Genomic DNA, 18889 nt, shown 5'->3' with positions numbered 1-18889 from the left:
TCTGGAGCCGACATGAAGTCTATCAGCCGTACACCCCGTATCAGCAAGGCGGAAGCCGTCCTCATCTTCATCACCATGCTGTGGGGTGGCACCTTCCTTCTCGTGCAGCACGCCATGACGGTCAGCGGTCCGATGTTTTTCGTCGGCCTGCGCTTCGCGGCCGCCGCCATGATCGTCGCGCTGTGCTCGATGAATGTCATGCGCGGGCTGACGCTGCTGGAGCTCAAGGCCGGTGTCCTGATCGGCGCCGCAATCATGCTCGGCTACGGCTTGCAGACCATTGGCCTGCAGACCATTCCCAGCAGTCAGTCGGCGTTTATTACAGCGCTCTACGTGCCGTTCGTACCTTTGCTGCAATGGCTGGTACTGGGGCGGCGTCCGGGTCTGATGCCGAGCCTTGGCATCGTCCTGGCCTTCACCGGCCTCATGCTGCTTTCAGGTCCGCAGGGCGCTTCGCTGCACATGAGTCCGGGCGAGATTGCCACCTTGATCAGCGCGGTGGCCATTTCCGCTGAAATAATCATGATCAGCGCCTATGCCGGCAAAGTCGACGTGCGGCGGGTCACCGTGGTGCAACTGGCGACCGCCTCGATCCTGGCGTTCCTGATGATCGTTCCGACCCAGGAACAGCTGCCGGACTTTTCCTGGTTACTGGTATTCATCGCCGTAGGGCTCGGTGCTATGAGCGCGGTGATTCAGGTCGCGATGAACTGGGCTCAGAAAAGCGTTTCGCCAACCCGGGCAACAGTGATCTATGCCGGTGAACCCGTGTGGGCGGGCATTGTCGGACGACTGGCTGGTGAGCGTTTGCCGGGCATTGCCCTGCTGGGCGGGGCCCTGATTGTGCTTGGGGTGATTGTCAGTGAAATGAGGCGTCGTCCAACCACCGTCGCCCCGATGGCCGTCGAAGAGGAAGGCGTGGAAAAAGCGGACTGAAAACACAGGCTGATGCTGCAATTGAAATCAGACCCGGCCAGGATGGCTGACAAAACGCTATCAGACACTTTTTGTAGGAAATTCGAAAAACTGTCCCTTTGGTCTCGAAGTGTCTGGCACGTATGATGCTTGATATTTCCCCGCAGATTAGAAGCCTATGTCCCTGATAGTTCTACTGCTTCTGCCTTTCATCGGCAGCTGTCTGGCGGCGTTTTTGCCGCACAACGCGCGTAACGCGGAATCCCTTCTTGCAGGTCTCGTCGCCCTGATCGGCGCGGTTCAGATGGCCTTGTGGTTTCCGCAGATCGCAGACGGCGGTGTCATCCGCGAAGAGTATTTCTGGCTGCCGAGCCTGGGGTTGAATTTCGTCCTGCGCGTCGATGGCTTCGCCTGGTTGTTTTCCATGCTGGTGCTGGGAATCGGCGCACTGGTGTCGCTGTATGCCCGTTACTACATGTCACCGGACGATCCGGTGCCGCGCTTCTTCGCATTTTTCCTGGCTTTCATGGGCGCCATGCTCGGGCTGGTGATGTCCGGCAACCTGATTCAGATCGTGTTTTTCTGGGAACTGACCAGCGTATTCTCGTTCCTGCTGATCGGCTACTGGCACCATCGCGCGGATGCCAGACGCGGTGCCTACATGGCGCTGATGGTCACCGGCGCAGGCGGTCTGGCCTTGCTGGCGGGGATGATGATTCTGGGTCATATCGTCGGCAGCTACGATTTGGACCGTGTTCTAGCCTCCGGCGACGCCATCCGTGCCCATGCGCTGTACCCGGTCATGCTGACTCTGGTCCTGATCGGCGCACTGAGCAAAAGCGCGCAGTTCCCCTTCCATTTCTGGCTGCCTCACGCCATGGCCGCGCCAACCCCGGTGTCGGCGTATCTCCACTCGGCGACGATGGTCAAGGCGGGCGTATTTCTCATGGCACGCCTGTGGCCTGCCCTTTCAGGCACCGAACAGTGGTTCTGGATCGTCAGCGGTGCCGGAGCCTGCACCCTGATTCTCGGCGCTTATGCCGCGATCTTCCAGAATGACCTGAAAGGCCTGCTGGCCTACTCGACCATCAGTCACCTTGGCCTGATCACCCTGCTGCTGGGCCTGAACAGCCCGCTGGCTGCCGTCGCTGCGGTGTTTCACATTCTCAACCACGCCACGTTCAAGGCCTCGCTGTTCATGGCGGCGGGCATCATCGACCACGAAAGTGGCACCCGGGATATCCAGCGACTCAGCGGGCTTATAAAGCTGTTGCCCTATACCGCGACGCTGGCCATGGTCGCCAGCGCCTCAATGGCCGGCGTACCGCTGCTCAACGGATTCCTCTCCAAGGAGATGTTCTTCGCCGAAACCGTGTTCATTTCCGCCACTGCCTGGGTCGAAATCGCACTGCCTGTCGTGGCAACCATCGCCGGTGTATTCAGCGTGGCCTATTCATTGCGCTTCACCGTCGACGTGTTCTTCGGACGAATCGCCAAAGACCTGCCGCACATGCCCCATGAGCCGCCACGCTGGATGCGTGCGCCGGTCGAGTTTCTGGTGCTGGCCTGCATCATCGTCGGCATCTTTCCATCCCAATCGGTCGCACCGTTGCTGGCGGCTGCCGCCCAACCGGTGGTCGGCGGAACCCTGCCCGAGTACAGCCTGGCGATCTGGCACGGCTGGAACGCGCCGATGATCATGAGTCTGGTGGCAATGGCCGGCGGTATCCTTTTGTACCTGCTGCTGCGCAACTCACTCAAGACCGACCGTTTTCCTGTTCCGCCGCTGGTAGGCCGCCTGAACGGCAAACGCTTCTTCGAACGCAGTCTGGTGGTCGTGATGCACTGGGCGCGGCGCTTCGAGCGCAAGGTCAGCACGCGCCGGCTGCAGCCGCAGTTGTTCCTGCTGGTGCTGGCGGCCGTGATGGGCGGCTTCATTCCGATGTACTTCAGTGGTCTGACCTGGGGGGATCGTCCGAAGATTCCGGGCTCCGGCGTGTTCGTGACACTGTGGTTGATTGCGATTGTCTGCGCGCTCGGTGCGGCATGGCAGGGCAAGTATCACCGCCTGGCAGCACTGGTCATGGTCAGCGTCTGCGGCCTGATGACCTGCATCACCTTCGTATGGTTCTCCGCGCCTGACCTGGCGCTTACCCAACTCGTTGTCGAAGTCGTGACGACTGTGCTGATCCTGCTCGGCCTGCGCTGGTTGCCACGCCGTAACGAAGACGTCGCAGCCACCAGCACCCGACTCAGAGCCCGCACCCGCCGGATCCGCGACTTCGTGCTGGCGGTAATGGTCGGCCTTGGCATGGCGATCCTGTCCTATGCCATGCTGACCCGCCAGACACCCAACGCCATCTCCTCGTTCTACCTCAGCCGTGCCCTTCCGGAAGGCGGCGGCACCAACGTGGTCAACGTCATGCTGGTGGACTTCCGCGGCTTCGACACCTTTGGCGAGATCACCGTGCTGGCCGCTGTCGCCCTGACAGTCTTCGCCCTGCTGCGTCGTTTCCGCCCGCCCAAAGAGAGCATTCCATTACCTGCCCAGCAGCGTCTGCTGGCACGCGACGTGGTCACCGACCTGATCAACCCGCGCAGTGCGAGCGACACCGCTCTGGGCTTCATGATGGTCCCCGCCGCGCTGGTACGCCTGTTGCTGCCGATCGCCTTCATCGTGTCGATGTACCTGTTCATGCGCGGCCACAACGAGCCGGGCGGCGGTTTCGTTGCCGGGCTGGTCATGTCGGTGGCGTTCATTCTGCAGTACATGGTCGCCGGCACGCAGTGGGTCGAAGCGCAGATGAGCCTGAGGCCCTTGCGCTGGATGGGCACCGGCCTGCTGTGCGCCGTGCTTACCGGAGCAGGCTCGATGGTGCTGGGTTATCCGTTCATGACCACCCACACCGCGCATCTGCATCTGCCGATTCTGGGTGATATCCACTTCGCCAGCGCATTGTTCTTCGACGTCGGCGTCTATGCCGTGGTCGTGGGGGCGACGCTGCTGATTCTTACCGCGCTGGCTCACCAGTCGGTTCGCAGCCATCGCCCGACCCCGTTGCCCAAGCCTGTCGCCAACCCGCAAGGAGCCCTCTGATGGAAGAAGTCATCGCAATTGCCATCGGTGTTCTGGCCGCGTCAGGTGTGTGGCTGATGCTGCGCCCGCGTACCTTCCAGGTCGTGATGGGCCTCTGCCTGCTGTCCTATGGCGTGAACCTGTTCATCTTCAGCATGGGTAGCCTGTTCATCGGCAGGGAGCCGATCATCAAGGACGGTGTTCCCCAGGACCTGCTCAACTACACCGATCCCCTGCCCCAGGCACTGGTGCTGACGGCCATCGTAATCAGTTTTGCCATGACCGCGCTGTTTCTGGTGGTGCTGCTGGCGTCCCGAGGCCTGACCGGCACCGACCACGTTGATGGCCGGGAGCCCAAGGCATGAGTTGGCTGAATCAACTGATCATTGCCCCCATCCTTCTACCGCTGGCGACGGCCGGGCTGATGCTGTGGCTGGGCGAGAAACGTCGCCCACTCAAGGGCCGTATCAACCTGTTTTCCAGCATGCTCGGGCTGGGTATATCCGTCGTGCTGCTGTTCTGGGTCCAGGACACCGGCAGCACCGGTTCGATAGGCGTGTACCTGCCGGGTAACTGGGGCGTGCCGTTCGGCATCGTACTGGTGGTGGATCATCTGTCGGCCATGATGATGGTGCTGACCGGCATTGTCGGTGTCTGCGCCCTGCTGTTCGCCCTGGCCCGCTGGGACCGGGCTGGAGCCAGTTTCCATGCACTGTTCCAGATTCAGCTGATGGGCCTGTACGGCGCCTTCCTGACCGCTGACCTGTTCAACCTGTTCGTGTTTTTCGAGGTCCTGCTCGCAGCCTCCTACGGTCTGATGCTGCACGGTTCCGGCCGTGCCAGGGTCACCTCGGGGCTTCACTACATCTCGATCAACCTGCTGGCCTCGTCGCTGTTTCTGATTGGCGCCGCGCTGATCTACGGGGTGACGGGTACCCTGAACTTTGCAGATCTCGCGATCAAGATCCCGCAAGTATCCGAAGCCGATCAGGGTCTGCTGCACGCCGGGGCCGCGATTCTGGCCACCGCGTTTCTGGCCAAGGCTGGCATGTGGCCCTTGAACTTCTGGCTGGTCCCCGCCTACTCCGCCGCCAGCGCTCCGGTTGCGGCGATGTTCGCGATCATGACCAAGGTCGGCATCTACACCCTGCTGCGTCTGTGGACACTGCTGTTTTCAGGTCAGGCGGGTGCGTCGGCGTTCTTTGGCGGCGACTGGCTGATTTACGGCGGCATGGCAACCATCGTCACGGCAGCCATTGCAATCATTGCGGCCCAACGACTGGAGCGCATGGCCAGCCTGAGCATTCTGGTCTCGGCAGGCATTCTGTTATCGGCCATCGGCTTCGCGCAGCCAAGCCTTACTTCTGGCGCGCTGTTCTATCTGGTCAGTTCCACACTGGCCCTGAGCGCGATGTTCCTGCTGGCCGAGCTGGTCGAGCGCTCGCGCTCGGCCAACGAGATTCCACTGGAAGAAGACGCCGACCAGTTGCCACGCACACTGGAGTCACTGCATCCACCGCCCGGCACCAACCTGGACGAAGAGCAGAAAGTCGTGGTCGGGCAAGTCATCCCGGTCACCATGGCATTCCTGGGTTTGAGCTTCGTGATCTGCGCGCTGCTGATCATCGGCATGCCGCCGCTGTCCGGCTTCATCGGCAAACTGACCCTGCTCAGCGCGCTCATGAATCCGCTCGGCCTGGACGTCGCACAGGACGAAGCCCTGTCGACGCCTGCCTGGATGCTGATCGCACTGCTGATTTTCTCGGGGCTGGCTTCGCTGATCGCCTTCTCCAGACTTGGCACCCAACGATTCTGGACGCCATACGAACGCCCTTCGCCGATCCTGCGTCGCAACGAATGCCTGCCGATCATCATCCTGCTGGGCCTGTGCGTTGCCCTGACGTTCAAGGCCGAACCATTACTGCGCTACACCCAGGACACGGCAGCTGCCCTGCATGAACCCAAGCAGTACGTGCAGTCGGTTCTGGCAACGCGTCCGGTGCCAGGCCCCAACAGCAACGCTGGCGCGCCGGAGGTACAGCCATGAAGCGCCTGTTCCCCGCCCCCGTTTTTTCTCTGGCCCTGTGGGCGTTGTGGCTGGTGCTGAACCTGTCGATCAGTCCGGGGCATCTGTTGCTGGGTGCGGTGCTGGGCTTTCTGGCACCGTTGCTCATGGCGCCGCTGCGACCGTTGCCGGTGCGCATTCGCAAGCCGGGCGTCATCCTCAAATTCCTGCTGATGGTCGGGTGGGATGTGGTGGTCTCAAACTTTCAGGTCGGCGTGAGTGTCTGGCGACTCAAGCGTCGTCCGCCGCGCTCGGCCTTCGTCCGAATACCGCTGGACCTGCACGACGCCCACGGCCTCGCTGCGCTGGCGATGGTGACCACAGTAGTACCCGGGACTGTCTGGTCGGAACTGGCGCTGGATCGCAGCGTGCTGTTGATGCATGTCTTCGATCTTGAGGACGAGGCGCAATTCATCGAGCACTTCAAGACCGTCTATGAGCGCCCCTTGATGGAGATTTTCCAATGAGTGCCCTGCTCGACACTGCCATTCTGATCAGCCTGCTGATCTTCGCCCTGTCCATGGTCATTACCCTGATCCGGCTGATCAGAGGACCGTCTGCCCAGGACCGCGTACTGGCGCTGGACTACCTGTACATCACCGCGATGCTGATGATGCTGGTGCTGGGTATCCGTTATGCCAGTGACACGTATTTCGAAGCCGCCATGCTGATCGCATTGTTCGGCTTCGTTGGCTCGTTTGCCCTGGCCAAGTTTCTGCTGCGCGGAGAAGTAATCGAATGACTTCACTACCGATGAACGTGCCTTTCTGGGCCGAGGTACTGACTGCCGTGCTGTTGATTGCCAGCAGTCTGTTCACACTGACCGGAGCACTGGGGCTGCTGCGCCTGAAGGACTTTTTCCAGAGAATGCACCCGCCTGCCCTGGCTTCGACACTGGGTGCCTGGTGCGTCGCGCTGGCCTCGATCGTCTACTTCTCCGCACTCAAGTCGGAGCCGGTGATTCACGCCTGGCTGATCCCTGTCCTGCTGGCGATCACAGTCCCTGTGACCACACTGCTGCTGGCGCGAACCGCGCTGTTTCGCAAGCGCATGGCCGGCGATGACGTACCGGCGGAAGTCAGCGGCGGACGCAACGACGGCGAGTCCGCTGGCGGATGACGAGCGCAGTCGCCAGCGTTATTCGCTGGCTTTGAATGACAGTTCGCCCTTGCGCCATTTTGCAGCCTTGCCGACAGCCGTCTTGAGCGTCTTGCTCATGCCGGACTGAAGCTGTTCAGCGGCGGCAAAGACCATGAACACCGTGTGACCTTCCTTGAACACAATGCCGTGACCTTCAGCGGTATCGACAAACGCGTAATCGCCCAGTCCGTAGACGGTCAGTTTGATTTCACGGAATCTGATTTCGAACTTCCCACCCTCACGGCTCGGCAATACAGAGGCGCGAAAATGATCACCAACCTTGAGTTCAAGGCGCGGTTTGTCATCGACGACCATGGCGGACTCGGTGTCGATCTCTGCGATGTAGATGCCTTCGGCCGACTGTTCGGTGACATAGACAAAACGTGATTGAAACTGCTTGACCAACTGTGCCCGCAGATCGCCGAGCACGAATAACGCGTGCGTATCCAGGTTGCTTACAGCCAAAGTACAAACCCCCAACGTGATAAATGATGCTGCCCGGTATGCGGGCAGTTAAAAGTCGTTCATCCGTGTTGCCGCATGGCGCGACCAAGACCTGCTGACGCGCTGCACTGCGGGATGCCAGGCAGGCCACCACGTACCCTGTGCAGGCTGGCGACGGATTCTACCGGCTCACAGCGTCAACGGGATATATACCTTTTGTACAAACGATGTCGCACAGGCGTCACCTGCGATGAACCCGAGACGCCGTGGACACGTAAGGGGTACCTGATTCTCACTGAGGAGTGACTCGTCGCATGTATGAACATAGCACTTGCCTTGCGTATAAGAAAAGTCGGCTCATCTCTACGCAAAAATGCATCGAACTCTTGTCCGGGCAGACCACTCCGATGCAGGACCAATGACTGTACGGGGTTCGCCCTCGTCGAGGAGATGACATGGAATTGCCCAACCCTGACCTGCCAGGCCTGTTCGCCCAATTGGGTCTGGATAATGACGAGAACAGTATCGATGCCTTTGTTGCCCAACATCGACTGCCCGATGAGGTGAAACTGATCGACGCCGAATTCTGGACTCCCCAACAGGCAGCATTCCTCAAGGAAGAGCTGCGCGCCGATGCCGAGTGGGCACCTGTGGTCGACGAACTGAACGTACTTCTGCACAAGCAACCCTGACCGAAAAAAGAGTGATGCAGATCAGACTGCATCACTCTCCCAGGCTTATTGAGGATAGCCATGCTGTCCGACATTGGGATGCAGCACCCGTCCGCCTGGCTCCGGCGCATGCACGAACACCGCGTCACCCAGACTGCCCAGCCTGCCTATCGCCGCGCTCCAGTGCGCCGAATGATGAATGTAGCGCCAGCGAAGAATTTTCTCTTCATCGTCGCTCAGCGTGTATGGATCCCCCCGCGCATAATCGATCAGCTTGCAGGCAATGCCTTCAAGTTCGGGCGGCAGTTTGAGTTCCTGCACGATGGGAATCGGTTTGAACGGTACGCCCTCGTCACAGGCCAGTGCATGCATGACGCGCAGATGCACCCGTGACAGATGACCGAACACCTGACGCCGCAGACAGACAGCAATAACCGTCGAACGCCCCCCGAAAGATCCCCTGCCGCGAGACCGGCACTGCTCATCACACACCTGAACCTGCAGCGACGCCTGTGTGTCCAGCGGATCGATCCAGCGCTCTGCATCCATCTCGCTCAGCTCGGTCTGCGCCTGCAGCCATGCCGACGTCGATTCGTGCAGATCGTCCGCGTACAGCGTGCTGACACGTGGCCGGGTCAGCATTACGCTTTCCTCCATCTGCGGCAGGTAACCGCCGCCGATGTCGGCATGCGCGCCCGGCAGCACGATTTCTCGCGGCCACACCGGTCTGATGCTGTTCAGCGCAAAATTGCGGCGCAATTCATCACGGGCCACCAGATGCAGGACCTGCTGTGCGCAATCGGGCGGCAGGTAAAGGTTGACGCGTCGATTGGCCGAGTCACTGACGTTGCCCAGATCCTTGAGGCTACCGATAGCAGCCACGGTATCGAACAGACCAACCACCTTGATCCGCACGCTGCCGTTTTTCCAGCTGAAGTCTTCGCTCAACCGAACCTTGCGACTGCCGAGCACAGGCTCAAGCAGGCCTGCGGACTGTTTGAGCACTTCGTTGACGAAGTGCCTGGCTGACGCGGCGCCCCGACTGAACCCAAAGACATCCAGTTCGATCGCCTCGATGACGCACCCCGGATTGAGTTGCGGGAACGCTCTGAGGCGCGAGTCCAGCTTTCTGATCGCTCGCTCCACCTTGGCCACCACGCCCGTGGGCCCACGACCGAAACTCTGGCCCGGCCAGAGCGAATCGCGACTGCCCGATGTCGTTCCCGCGCCACTGACATAGATCGGCCAGTAAACCCGTAGTCCACCCCCATCATTGGCGGCAATCTGCTGATCACGATAGAGATCGACCAGCCGGGCGATATTGGTCAGATCATTGCTGTAACTGCTGGAAGGGTCGGAATGGCGACCTGCACATTCCCTGATATGCCGTTCGCCATTGACTTCCATAAGCGCCTGACAGTCCGCGCCGATCCGGCTATTGAGTCGGTTATTGCCTGTTCCGTCGAAGAAAACGCCTGCCCGTATGGTGACGCGCAGTGCAGCCGCGTCCGAAACGGTAGCTTCTTCTTTAACATTCCCTGTATTTTTCATCCTGTTTCCGTCCTTAGATGTTCCCTGTAGCGGCGATTGTCAAATCAACTATTTACGCCGTTGATTCAACTAGCTTGCTCAGCCCATACGAACAGTCAAGTCACGGAAAGACTTTTCAGAAACTTCCTACAACAATAAAACACGCACACTAAATCAGGGCAAACAAACCCGATAAAAATAGAGAAACAATATTTTTATATATCAACCACCGCAGTAAACATATTCAAACTGTTTGCCGCCCTTTTGAACGCTATTCAACCGCAAGTGAGTTATCCGTCACTTCAAGGCTGCGGCTTCAGGCTTGTAGCCCAGTCTCAGTCCACCCCAATGCCTGCCCTTGACCATGATCGGCACCGAGAGGTCATGCATCAGCTCACCGGTGTCGCGGGTGTAAGTCTGCAGCAGCACCGGCTGTTGATGACTGCCGCAACGGATGCCGGTGCGATCATCGAATTTGCGCTTGCTGCGGTTGCGGGCGTTGTCGACAGCAGGGTCGCCGGTCAAGGGCTGGTTGAAGGCATTGTTATGAGTCGGTACGTAACCCTGTTGCGTGCAGGCGATGGCGAACACCAGCCCTTCATGCCGCGACAGCAACGGCTCCTGCACAGCGGGCAGGACCTGATCGGTATAGCGGTCGAACCGGGTATTGAAACGCGTCGGCAACGTATTCGGGATGGGTTTGTACTGCCGGTCGAACAGATCATCGAGGCTGACGGTGCCCCGCTCGATGTCGGCTTCGAACTTCGCCGCGATCTGCTGCGCGCCCTCGCGGGCCAGATCGTAGATGCGCTGGTGGTAATCATCCAGGCCGACCTGTGCCAGACGCTGACTGATCGTTTCGGCCTGCCCCTCCATCTGCACGGCCGCCAGAGCCAGATGCCGGGTCTGCTCGTCGCTGACGGCCAGATCGCCGCGCATGCGCTCAACGGCCTCGAACAGGCCGGCCAACTGGTCCTGATTGGTCTGCGCGCCATGGGCAATTTCACCCACCTGGCTCTCCACCTCGACCGCCAGACGCGCGATGCTGTCAAGGTGCTCACCGGTCAGTTCCACCTGCTGAACGCCACTGTCCAGATCCGCTGACAACTGGCGAATCTGTTCGACCACCTGGGTGGTGCGTTGCTGGATATCGGCAACCATCTGCCCGACTTCCTGTGTGGCACTGGCGGTACGACCGGCCAGCCCGCGCACCTCATCGGCCACGACGGCAAACCCGCGCCCGTGCTCGCCGGCGCGTGCGGCCTCGATAGCGGCGTTGAGCGCCAACAGATTGGTCTGGCTGGCAATGGACTGAATCACCATTGTCACGCGCTGGATTTCCTCGCTGCGCTGATTCAATGCCTCGATCAGTTCACGGCTCTCCACCGCTCCCTGACTCAGGCGGTGCATGCGCTGAATGGATTCGTTCAAAACCACGCTGCCCGCATCACTGCGCTGACGGGCCTGGCTGGCCGCGCTGAGGGCCTGTTGGCTCAACTGGGCCGTCTGCCGTTCTGTCGTGATCATGACGTCGGCGCTGCTCACCACCTGTTCCGCAGCATCGAGTTGCGACTGCACCCGGCCTGCCAGTTGACGCACGGAAAACGCAACTTGCGCAGCGGATAGCGCGTTATGGCTGGTGGTTCGAGACAGATCGCGGGTCAGATTACCGATGGCGCTGTCTTCAGACACGACCGCGGGGCGAAGGGCGTTGGCAGGCAGCAGACGTGGCAGCCAGATAACCAACAGGGCGACCGGCACGGCAAGGTAAAGGGAGACGCTGACAAAATTGATCGCCGCCAACAGCAGGCACAGCGCGAGCGTCTGTATAACGGGCACCCAGGACCGGTTTGCCACGAAAGCGTTGTCGGACATGCTGCATCACCCCAAGCGTTTATTTATCGTTGTTTGTCCTCATTAAACGCCAGAAACCGGCCATCTGCCATGAGCCATTGGTGGTAAGGGCAATATTCCTTTCAATAAAACGCAGGCACAAGAAAACCGGGAGGCAATCGCTTGCCTCCCGGTTTCGTGACACCTGCCCGCTGCCTGTGAATCAGGCCTGGCGCTGGTGCTTGTCGATCTGCTCGTGGCGCTCTTGCGCTTCGATGCAATACTTGGTCGTCGGGCTGATCAGCAGGCGTTTCAGGCCGATCGGCTCACCACTGTCATCACACCAGCCAAAAGTGTCTTCAGCGATACGCGACAGCGCCATTTCCAGCTGCGGCAGCATGCGCTGATCACGATCGATCACGTTCACCAGCCAGTGACGCTCTTCTTCCACAGAAGCAGCATCGGCGGGATCGGCAGGGGTATCCAGGCTCTCGATAGCGATGCGGCTTTGCTCGATTCGCTCGTGGATTTCGACCTTCATGTTCTGCAACAGCTCGACGAAGAAAGCGTGCTGCTCGGCGTTCATGTAGTCATCGGCCGGCATGGCCAGCAACTTTTCCTTTGTCATTGATTTCTCTATAAAAAAACGTGCATTGAGGAGCGGCTCAACGTTGCCGTACAAGCGCCATGATCTCCAAGCGCCACCTGGCACTCAATTTACGAGGGGCGGCAGTCTAAGGCCGCCTCGCGCACTCGGCAACACAATTGAAGTCTTTTGGCCAACAATTGCGCGGCAGCCCCTGAAAACCGGGCACCAAGCCTGTATTACGCTGGGTCGGATGAGGGTCTGACCGACACAGAACCAATCGGTTCCAGCTACCTTATAACGCACAAAAGGGCCTCGAAGGCCCTTGTGTGCGCAGGTTGCTGTCAGCGCTTGGTCTTGCGCTTGTTGCGATACTGGTCGATGACCACAGCTACCACAATGATCAGTCCCTTGATGATGTCCTGAACGTAGGCGTCCACCCCGACGAACGTGAACCCGCTGGCCATGACGCCGAGGATCAGTGCGCCGATCACCGTACCGGTGATGCGCCCCACCCCGCCCGCCAGACTGGTGCCACCAATCACCGCAGCGGCGATGGCGTCCAGCTCATACGACATGCCCATCCCGGCCTGTCCGGTTGCTGCCCGCGCCGACGCCACGACACCGGCAAGGCCGGCCAGCAAACCGGCGATGCTGTAGACAATGACCAGATGACGCTTGACGTTGATCCCGGAAGTACGGGCCGCCTGCATGTTGCCGCCGATGGCATAGGTGTACTTGCCGTACTTGGTGTAGCGCAGTGCAATGTGGAAGATGACCGCGACCACCAGAAAGATGATCACCGGCATCGCGCCCTGGCCAATGGCGGTGTAGGAGTCCGACAGCATGCTCACTGGCTGGCCTTCGGTGTAGAAGCGCGCCAGCCCGCGGGCCGACACCATCATGCCGAGGGTCGCGATGAACGGCGGAATGCCGGTGATGGCAATGATGCTGCCGTTGATCGCACCGGCCAGCAATCCGACCCCCAGCCCGACCACCACCGGTATCCACACCGGCAGATCGGTCAGCGAAGGAAAGACCGCACGGGAAAAATCCGAGGTCTGCGCAAGGCTGGCGGCAACCATCGCCGACAACGCCAGTACCGATCCTGAAGACAGGTCAATGCCGGTGGTGATGATCACCTGCGTCACGCCAATGGCCAGCAGACCAATGATCGACACCTGCAGGATCATCAGCACCAGCCGCTGCGAATTGAGCAGAAAGCTCTGATCGCGGACGATCCAGCCGAACAGTTCGAAGATCAGACCAATGCCGATCAGGACCAGAAAAATGCTCAGTTCGGTCGGCAGTCGCCGTTTGTTCTTGGTCGGCGCCAGGGCCGGCTTGTTCTGCAAGATAGCGTTGCTCATGGTGTTACCCTCTTGTTCTTGTTCTGGCGTGTTCTTCTGGCCGAGGCCAGCCCTGCGAACTCAATGGACTCGATGTCCGGAAGCCAGATGCATGACTTTTTCCTGAGTCGCTTCACTGCGCGGCAGGATCCCCATCATTTCGCCTTCGTGCATGACCATGACCCGATCGCTCATGCCCAACACTTCGGGCAATTCCGAGGAAATCATGATGACCGCCATGCCTTCGCTGGCCAGAAAGGCGATCAGGCGGTAGATCTCGGCCTTGGCGCCCACGTCGATACCGCGGGTCGGCTCGTCGAGAATCAGAACTCTGGGGTTGGTCATCAGCCAGCGGGCCAGCAGCGCCTTCTGTTGATTGCCGCCGGACAGCGTGTCGATGCACTGTTCCAGCGACGGCGTCTTGACCCGCAGCTTCTTGCACATGTCTTCGCACAGCGCCCGCAAGGCCTTCTGTTTGACGAAGCCATTGCCCGCGTAATTGGCCAGTACTGCCATTTCCATGTTTTCCATCACTGAAAGGCAGGGAAACAGTCCGGTCAGTTTCCGATCCTCGGTCAGCAGCGCAAAACCCAGCCCAATGGCCTGATGAGGATCGCCGATGCGCACCGCTGCGCCATCGTATTGAATTTCTCCACCGTCGCTGGGCGTGATGCCGAACAGGGTCTCCGCCACATTGGTACGGCCCGAGCCCATCAGCCCTGCAATGCCAAGAATCTCACCGGCATGCAGATCGAAGGACACGTCCTTGAAAATGCCATCCAGGCGCAGATCACGTACCGACAGAAGCAGATCGCCGATCGGTTTTTCACGTTCCGGGAAAAGCTGGGTCAACTCGCGACCGACCATCATCGAAATCAGGCTGTCGCCGTCCATGCTTTCGGCGCGCTGCAGGCCGATGTAGCAACCGTCACGAAACACCGCCACTTCGTCTGCGATCTCGAACACTTCATTCATCTTGTGGGTGATGTAGATGATGCCCTTGCCCTGCGCACGCAGGTCGGAAATGATCGAGAACAGATGCGCGACTTCGGTTTCGGTAATGGCCGAGGTGGGCTCGTCCATGATCAGTACATCGGAGTTATAGGAAACCGCCTTGGCAATCTCGACCATCTGCCGCTCGGCGATGCTCAGATTGCCCACCAGCTCTTCCGGGTCCAGCTTGATGCGCAGGCGTTCGAGCAGTTCGGCGGTGCAGCGGAACATTTCCCGGTGGTCGATCATGTGCAGGCCGTTGAGTTGCTCACGGCCGATCCAGATGTTCTCCGCAATGCTCATGAACGGCATCAGGTTCAACTCCTGATGGATCATGGCAATCCCGGACTGCAGGGCCGACAGCGGCGTGTCGAACGTGACGGGCTTGCCCCGCAGGCGAATTTCGCCTGCGTCGGGCTGATAGATACCGGCAATGATTTTCATCAGGGTCGATTTGCCGGCACCGTTCTCACCCATCAGCGCCAGTACGCTGCCGGGACGGACCCGCAGTTGCACATCGTTGAGTGCAATGACGCCTGGAAAACCCTTGCTGATATTGCTGATTTCCAGCAGATAAGGCGGTTGGGCATTCAGGGCATCGTGACCTGCACTACCGGAGGAATCGCGCTGGGCGGGCGTGGGGGTGGCAGTCGCTGAACCGGGCATGGTGACAAGCTCCTCAAGCGACAGGGCCGGTGCGCAGGATCCGCCCGGCCTGTCGGCTGTTCTTATTTGAAGGTAACGACGTTTTCAGGCGTGATCAGGCGGTACGGAATGACGATGGTCTGAGACTCCAGGGTCTCCTTTTTCGCCAGCTTCACGGCTGCATCGATAGCGCCGTTGGCCTGACCCTTGGCATCCTGAAAGACCGAGACCGTCAGGTCACCCTTGGTGATCGCGTTGAGCCCGTCGGGCGTGCCGTCCACACCGGCCACGAAGACCGAGCCCTGCTTCTTGCCAGCCTGCTTCAGGGCCATCGCCGCACCGATTGCCATTTCATCGTTGTTGGCGAGTACGGCGTTGAAATCCCGGCCCTGGGTAATCCAGTCATTGGTCAGGTCCATGCCCTTCTGGCGCGACCAGATGCCGGTCTGTTCCTGATCGATCTTGATGCCGGGGTATTTTTTCAGCACTTCCTTCACGCCGTCGGTACGGCCTTTCGTGGAGTTGTTGGCCAGATCGCCCAGCAGAATCATCACGCTGCCCTTGCCGCCCATTTTTTCGGCGATGTATTGCATCTGCAGCCGCCCGGCCTCGACATCATCGGAGGTCACGGTGGCAACGCCTGCAGGCAGTTTGGGATCATCCGGGCGGCGGTTGACGTAGACCAGCGGGATGCCGGCAGCGACCGCAATCTTGGTGATTCTGGCGGTGGCGGCGGTGTCCACCGGGTTGACGATCAGGGCGTCGACTTTCTTGCCGATCAGTTCCTGGACCTGATCGAGCTGCTTGTTCACATCAGCCCGGGCGTCGACAAACTGCAGCGACACGCCATCGGGCATGGTCTTGGCCTTGGCGCTCATGTCTTCGCGCAGGTAGGTCAGCCAGGTGTCGTCGAACTGCGACATGGCAACGCCCACCTTGATATCAGCCAGGGCGGCACCGCTGCCGAGCATCAGCGCCAGGGCCATTGCGGTGAAACGAATCGGGGTCTTCATGAAGGTCTGTCTCCAAATTCTTGTTGTTGTTCGGACTTGGTAACGACGTAGCGATGAAGCTATCAAGCAAGGCGTGACTTATCGGGGCAGGCGCACGCCGGTCGCGCCGGGAATGCAGAACAGCAACGCATCCTTGTGGCGCACACACATGCCGCTTGCGACGAGGGTCAGGAAGCGCTCCATGAGTCGGATCCAGAATGCAGGGGGTGCAGAACGCTTGGCGGGTACGCCAGAGGTGGGGGTTTTCATCGACAGTACCTATCTTGTTTTTGTTGGCTTGCTACCTGTGACGTTCAGACATGTCTGACAGCCCAGAGGGTTCGATAGTCGGTAACCTGAAAACGACTCTATTGGAAAATATTTTCCAATTCAACTGATTTTAGAATTTATTCTGTTTTTTCTTTTGTCAGCCCGGAAATGCCAGAAAGCCCGACTCCCTGATGGGTGCCGGGCTATCCGAATGCATCTATTCATCCACTCAAAACGTTACAGAACCACGACGCGTCCCTCACGTGAACTCAGACGTGCCGCGTCCATGACCTGGGCCGACGCAACGGCATCGTGCGGATCCACCGGTAGCGGACCCTGTCCGTGGACCGCGTCCTGCAACTGGCGATAGAACGCCAGCCAGCATCCACGCTCGGAAGGCACCCGTTCACGATGATCGCCCTGCTCGAACCAGCCCCAGCGTCGATGTTCCTCGACGCCCCAGCGCTCGCCTTCGGAGCGCGGAGTCAATCCGGCAAACGCGGCGTCTTCCTGACCGTCCAGCCCTTCGACGCTGTAACAGCCCTGTGAGCCGCTGACCCTGAAGCGCGGCCTCGGGGTGTTCTGCAGACAACTGCCGGACAGGTGCGAAACCACACCACTGGCATGGGTCAGCGCGACGAAGAAGGTATGGTCCAGCTCACGCTCAGTGCCTGCGAACTGCAGTTCGGCGTACACCCGCTCCACCGGCCCGAAAAGCACCAGTGCCTGATCCACCAGGTGACTGCCCAGATCGCGCAGCACCCCGCCGCCGCTCGCCTTGCCCACCGAGCGCGGCGAATAGCGTTCGATACTGGACTCGAAACGGCTGATCGTGCCCAGCACCTGGTTGTCGATCAGCTTGCGCACCGTCAGAAAGTCCGAATCCCAGCGTCGGTTCTGATAGACGCTGAGCAGCACGCCACGCTGTTCGGCGGCTTCCACCAGTTCACGGGCCTGCGCGGCATCGTTGGCAAACGGTTTATCGCTGACCACGCCCACGCCCAGCTCGATGGCTTGCAGTATCAATTCACGACGTGATGCCAAGGGCGTGGAGATCACCACCACATCGACACCGGCCTTTACCAGTTCAGCCAGCGTGTCGAAGGTGGCGACGCCGGGATGATCATTGGCCACTTCCTGCCTGCGCTCGGGTGACCGGGTGACGACCCCCACGAACGTCGCGCCTGGCAAACTCGAAATCAGCGTTGCATGGAAGTAGCGTCCTCCCTTGCCGTAACCCACCAGTCCTGTTCGCATGGCATTCTCCTGTCCAGCAATAGCCTGGCAATGGTTCAAAACAGGCGCCGCTGATAAAGCGGCGCTTTCACGTCAGCCTCCGGTCAGTTGTAAAACACCGGGCGTTGTTCCAGGCTGATCGGCACGATCGCCCCGCTGCCCTGCGCCTGGACGCAGGCATCGGCGGCGACGGCGGCGCAATAGCCATCCCAGGCCGAAGGGCCCGTGAATGTGCCAGCAGTGACGCCATCAATGAAAGCCTGCAACTCGACGTCATAGGCGGCGATGAAACGGTCCTTCCAGTCCATCAGGATCGCGTTGGACAGTTTGGCCTCGCTGCGCAACTGCACTTGCGACGGCTCGGGCAGTTTGGCAATGCCGGTTTCGCCGACCACTTCGCACTGAATGTCGTAGCCATACTGGCAGTTGACGAAGACCTCCACATCGATACGTGTGCCACGCGCGGTTTCCAGCATCACGATCTGCGGGTCGCGCATGTGAGCCAGCGCCTTGCTGGTCTTGCGCGGGAAGACCACTTGCACCGAGACGTAATCGTCGTTGAGCAACCAGCGCAGCACGTCAAGTTCATGGATCAGCGTGTCGGTGATCGCCATGTCGGTCTTGTAGTTCTCGCCGACCCGCGGGTTGCGGTGCGCGCAGTGCAGCATCAACGGCTCGCCGATCTGGCCACTGTCGATCACCGCCTTGAGGGCGCGATAGCCGTGGTCGTAAGGCCGCATGAAACCGACCTGCACCAGACGCCTGCCCCCTGCGATTTCGGCTTCGACGATGTGTCGGCAACCTGCCGCCGTGACCGCGAGCGGTTTTTCGCAAAACACCGGCTTGCCCGCTGCAATGGCGGCCAGCACGTACTCTTCATGGGTGGCGCCCCATGAGCAGACCAGCACCGCTTCCACGTCGGGCGCGGCGATCAGCGCATGGCCGTCGGCGTACACCTCGGCACTGATGCCCAGGTCGCTGACCACTTTTGCGGCCTGCTCCAGATTGATGTCGGTGACGGCCACCACCTGGCTGCCGATCAAAGCCTTGCTGCAACGACGGATATGATCCTGACCGATTGCGCCTGTACCGATCACACCTAGTTTCAAAGTCATTTCACTGTCCTGTATGAATGATTGTTCTT

At 60.0% G+C, this 18889-nt stretch carries 18 protein-coding genes; 8 read left to right on the top strand and 10 right to left on the bottom strand.

From position 1 onward, the window contains the following. Positions 1-12: 12 nt before the first annotated feature. The 7 genes from AC0IXS_RS25035 to AC0IXS_RS25005 all read left to right on the top strand — a co-directional run bounded on the left by AC0IXS_RS25035 (position 13) and on the right by AC0IXS_RS25005 (position 7175). A complete protein-coding gene (locus tag AC0IXS_RS25035; protein ID WP_025993050.1) occupies positions 13-936 on the top strand; it encodes a DMT family transporter in 924 nt (307 codons plus the stop codon). 157 nt (positions 937-1093) lie between these two features. Continuing rightward, complete coding sequence (locus AC0IXS_RS25030; protein ID WP_057408506.1) at positions 1094-4012, top strand: monovalent cation/H+ antiporter subunit A; 2919 nt, start codon at positions 1094-1096, stop codon at positions 4010-4012. Further along, positions 4012-4356: a Na+/H+ antiporter subunit C gene (locus tag AC0IXS_RS25025; protein WP_004883771.1), complete on the top strand. Its 345-nt coding sequence runs from the start codon at positions 4012-4014 to the stop codon at positions 4354-4356. The genes AC0IXS_RS25030 and AC0IXS_RS25025 overlap by 1 nt, the downstream gene beginning before the upstream one ends. Then, complete coding sequence (locus AC0IXS_RS25020; protein WP_004883772.1) at positions 4353-6038, top strand: monovalent cation/H+ antiporter subunit D; 1686 nt, start codon at positions 4353-4355, stop codon at positions 6036-6038. Before AC0IXS_RS25025 ends, AC0IXS_RS25020 begins: the two co-directional genes overlap by 4 nt. Beyond that, positions 6035-6523: a Na+/H+ antiporter subunit E gene (locus AC0IXS_RS25015; protein WP_004883773.1), complete on the top strand. Its 489-nt coding sequence runs from the start codon at positions 6035-6037 to the stop codon at positions 6521-6523. The genes AC0IXS_RS25020 and AC0IXS_RS25015 overlap by 4 nt, the downstream gene beginning before the upstream one ends. Next, positions 6520-6798 carry a K+/H+ antiporter subunit F gene (locus AC0IXS_RS25010; protein WP_004883774.1) on the top strand — a complete coding sequence of 93 codons (279 nt, stop codon included), beginning with the start codon at positions 6520-6522 and terminating at the stop codon, positions 6796-6798. The genes AC0IXS_RS25015 and AC0IXS_RS25010 overlap by 4 nt, the downstream gene beginning before the upstream one ends. Then, positions 6795-7175, top strand: a complete 381-nt coding sequence (locus AC0IXS_RS25005; protein WP_471825962.1) for a Na+/H+ antiporter subunit G — start codon at positions 6795-6797, stop codon at positions 7173-7175. The genes AC0IXS_RS25010 and AC0IXS_RS25005 overlap by 4 nt, the downstream gene beginning before the upstream one ends. An 18-nt stretch (positions 7176-7193) precedes the next feature. Here the strand turns inward: AC0IXS_RS25005 and AC0IXS_RS25000 are convergent, their stop codons facing one another. Then, the gene (locus AC0IXS_RS25000) at positions 7194-7661 is read right to left on the bottom strand and encodes a hypothetical protein (RefSeq protein ID WP_122689570.1); all 468 of its coding nucleotides are present in this window, start codon (positions 7659-7661) and stop codon (positions 7194-7196) included. A gap of 434 nt (positions 7662-8095) precedes the next feature. Between AC0IXS_RS25000 and AC0IXS_RS24995 the strand changes: the two genes are divergently transcribed. Continuing rightward, a complete protein-coding gene (locus AC0IXS_RS24995; RefSeq protein WP_004883777.1) occupies positions 8096-8332 on the top strand; it encodes a DUF2789 domain-containing protein in 237 nt (78 codons plus the stop codon). Positions 8333-8377: 45 nt separating this feature from the next. Here AC0IXS_RS24995 and AC0IXS_RS24990 read toward each other — a convergent pair whose 3' ends face one another. The 9 genes from AC0IXS_RS24990 to iolG form a co-directional block, all read right to left on the bottom strand. Further along, complete coding sequence (locus AC0IXS_RS24990; RefSeq protein WP_057408509.1) at positions 8378-9862, bottom strand: T6SS phospholipase effector Tle1-like catalytic domain-containing protein; 1485 nt, start codon at positions 9860-9862, stop codon at positions 8378-8380. Between the two features lie 276 nt (positions 9863-10138). Further along, the gene (locus tag AC0IXS_RS24985) at positions 10139-11716 is read right to left on the bottom strand and encodes a methyl-accepting chemotaxis protein (RefSeq protein ID WP_471825961.1); all 1578 of its coding nucleotides are present in this window, start codon (positions 11714-11716) and stop codon (positions 10139-10141) included. 181 nt (positions 11717-11897) lie between these two features. After that, positions 11898-12302 (bottom strand): TraR/DksA family transcriptional regulator, encoded by a 405-nt coding sequence (locus AC0IXS_RS24980; protein ID WP_004883780.1) that lies wholly within the window; start codon positions 12300-12302, stop codon positions 11898-11900. Between the two features lie 302 nt (positions 12303-12604). Next, complete coding sequence (locus tag AC0IXS_RS24975; protein ID WP_025993042.1) at positions 12605-13630, bottom strand: ABC transporter permease; 1026 nt, start codon at positions 13628-13630, stop codon at positions 12605-12607. 60 nt (positions 13631-13690) lie between these two features. Next, complete coding sequence (locus tag AC0IXS_RS24970; protein ID WP_471825959.1) at positions 13691-15268, bottom strand: sugar ABC transporter ATP-binding protein; 1578 nt, start codon at positions 15266-15268, stop codon at positions 13691-13693. A 62-nt stretch (positions 15269-15330) separates the two neighbouring features. Continuing rightward, positions 15331-16260, bottom strand: coding sequence for a sugar ABC transporter substrate-binding protein (locus tag AC0IXS_RS24965; RefSeq protein WP_025993040.1), 930 nt, complete (start codon positions 16258-16260; stop codon positions 15331-15333). Positions 16261-16338: 78 nt separating this feature from the next. Next, entirely contained in the window at positions 16339-16509 is a 171-nt protein-coding gene (locus AC0IXS_RS24960; protein ID WP_155516685.1) for a hypothetical protein, read from the bottom strand. 237 nt (positions 16510-16746) lie between these two features. Further along, on the bottom strand, positions 16747-17766 hold the full coding sequence (locus tag AC0IXS_RS24955) for a Gfo/Idh/MocA family protein (protein ID WP_137203314.1): 1020 nt from the start codon (positions 17764-17766) through the stop codon (positions 16747-16749). A gap of 83 nt (positions 17767-17849) precedes the next feature. Next, complete coding sequence (gene iolG / locus AC0IXS_RS24950) at positions 17850-18860, bottom strand: bifunctional inositol 2-dehydrogenase/D-chiro-inositol 1-dehydrogenase (protein ID WP_471825957.1); 1011 nt, start codon at positions 18858-18860, stop codon at positions 17850-17852. Positions 18861-18889 lie beyond the last annotated feature (29 nt).

It is taken from the genome of Pseudomonas sp. AC016 (assembly GCF_979253365.1).
This window is presented reverse-complemented; position numbering and strand designations above follow the sequence as displayed.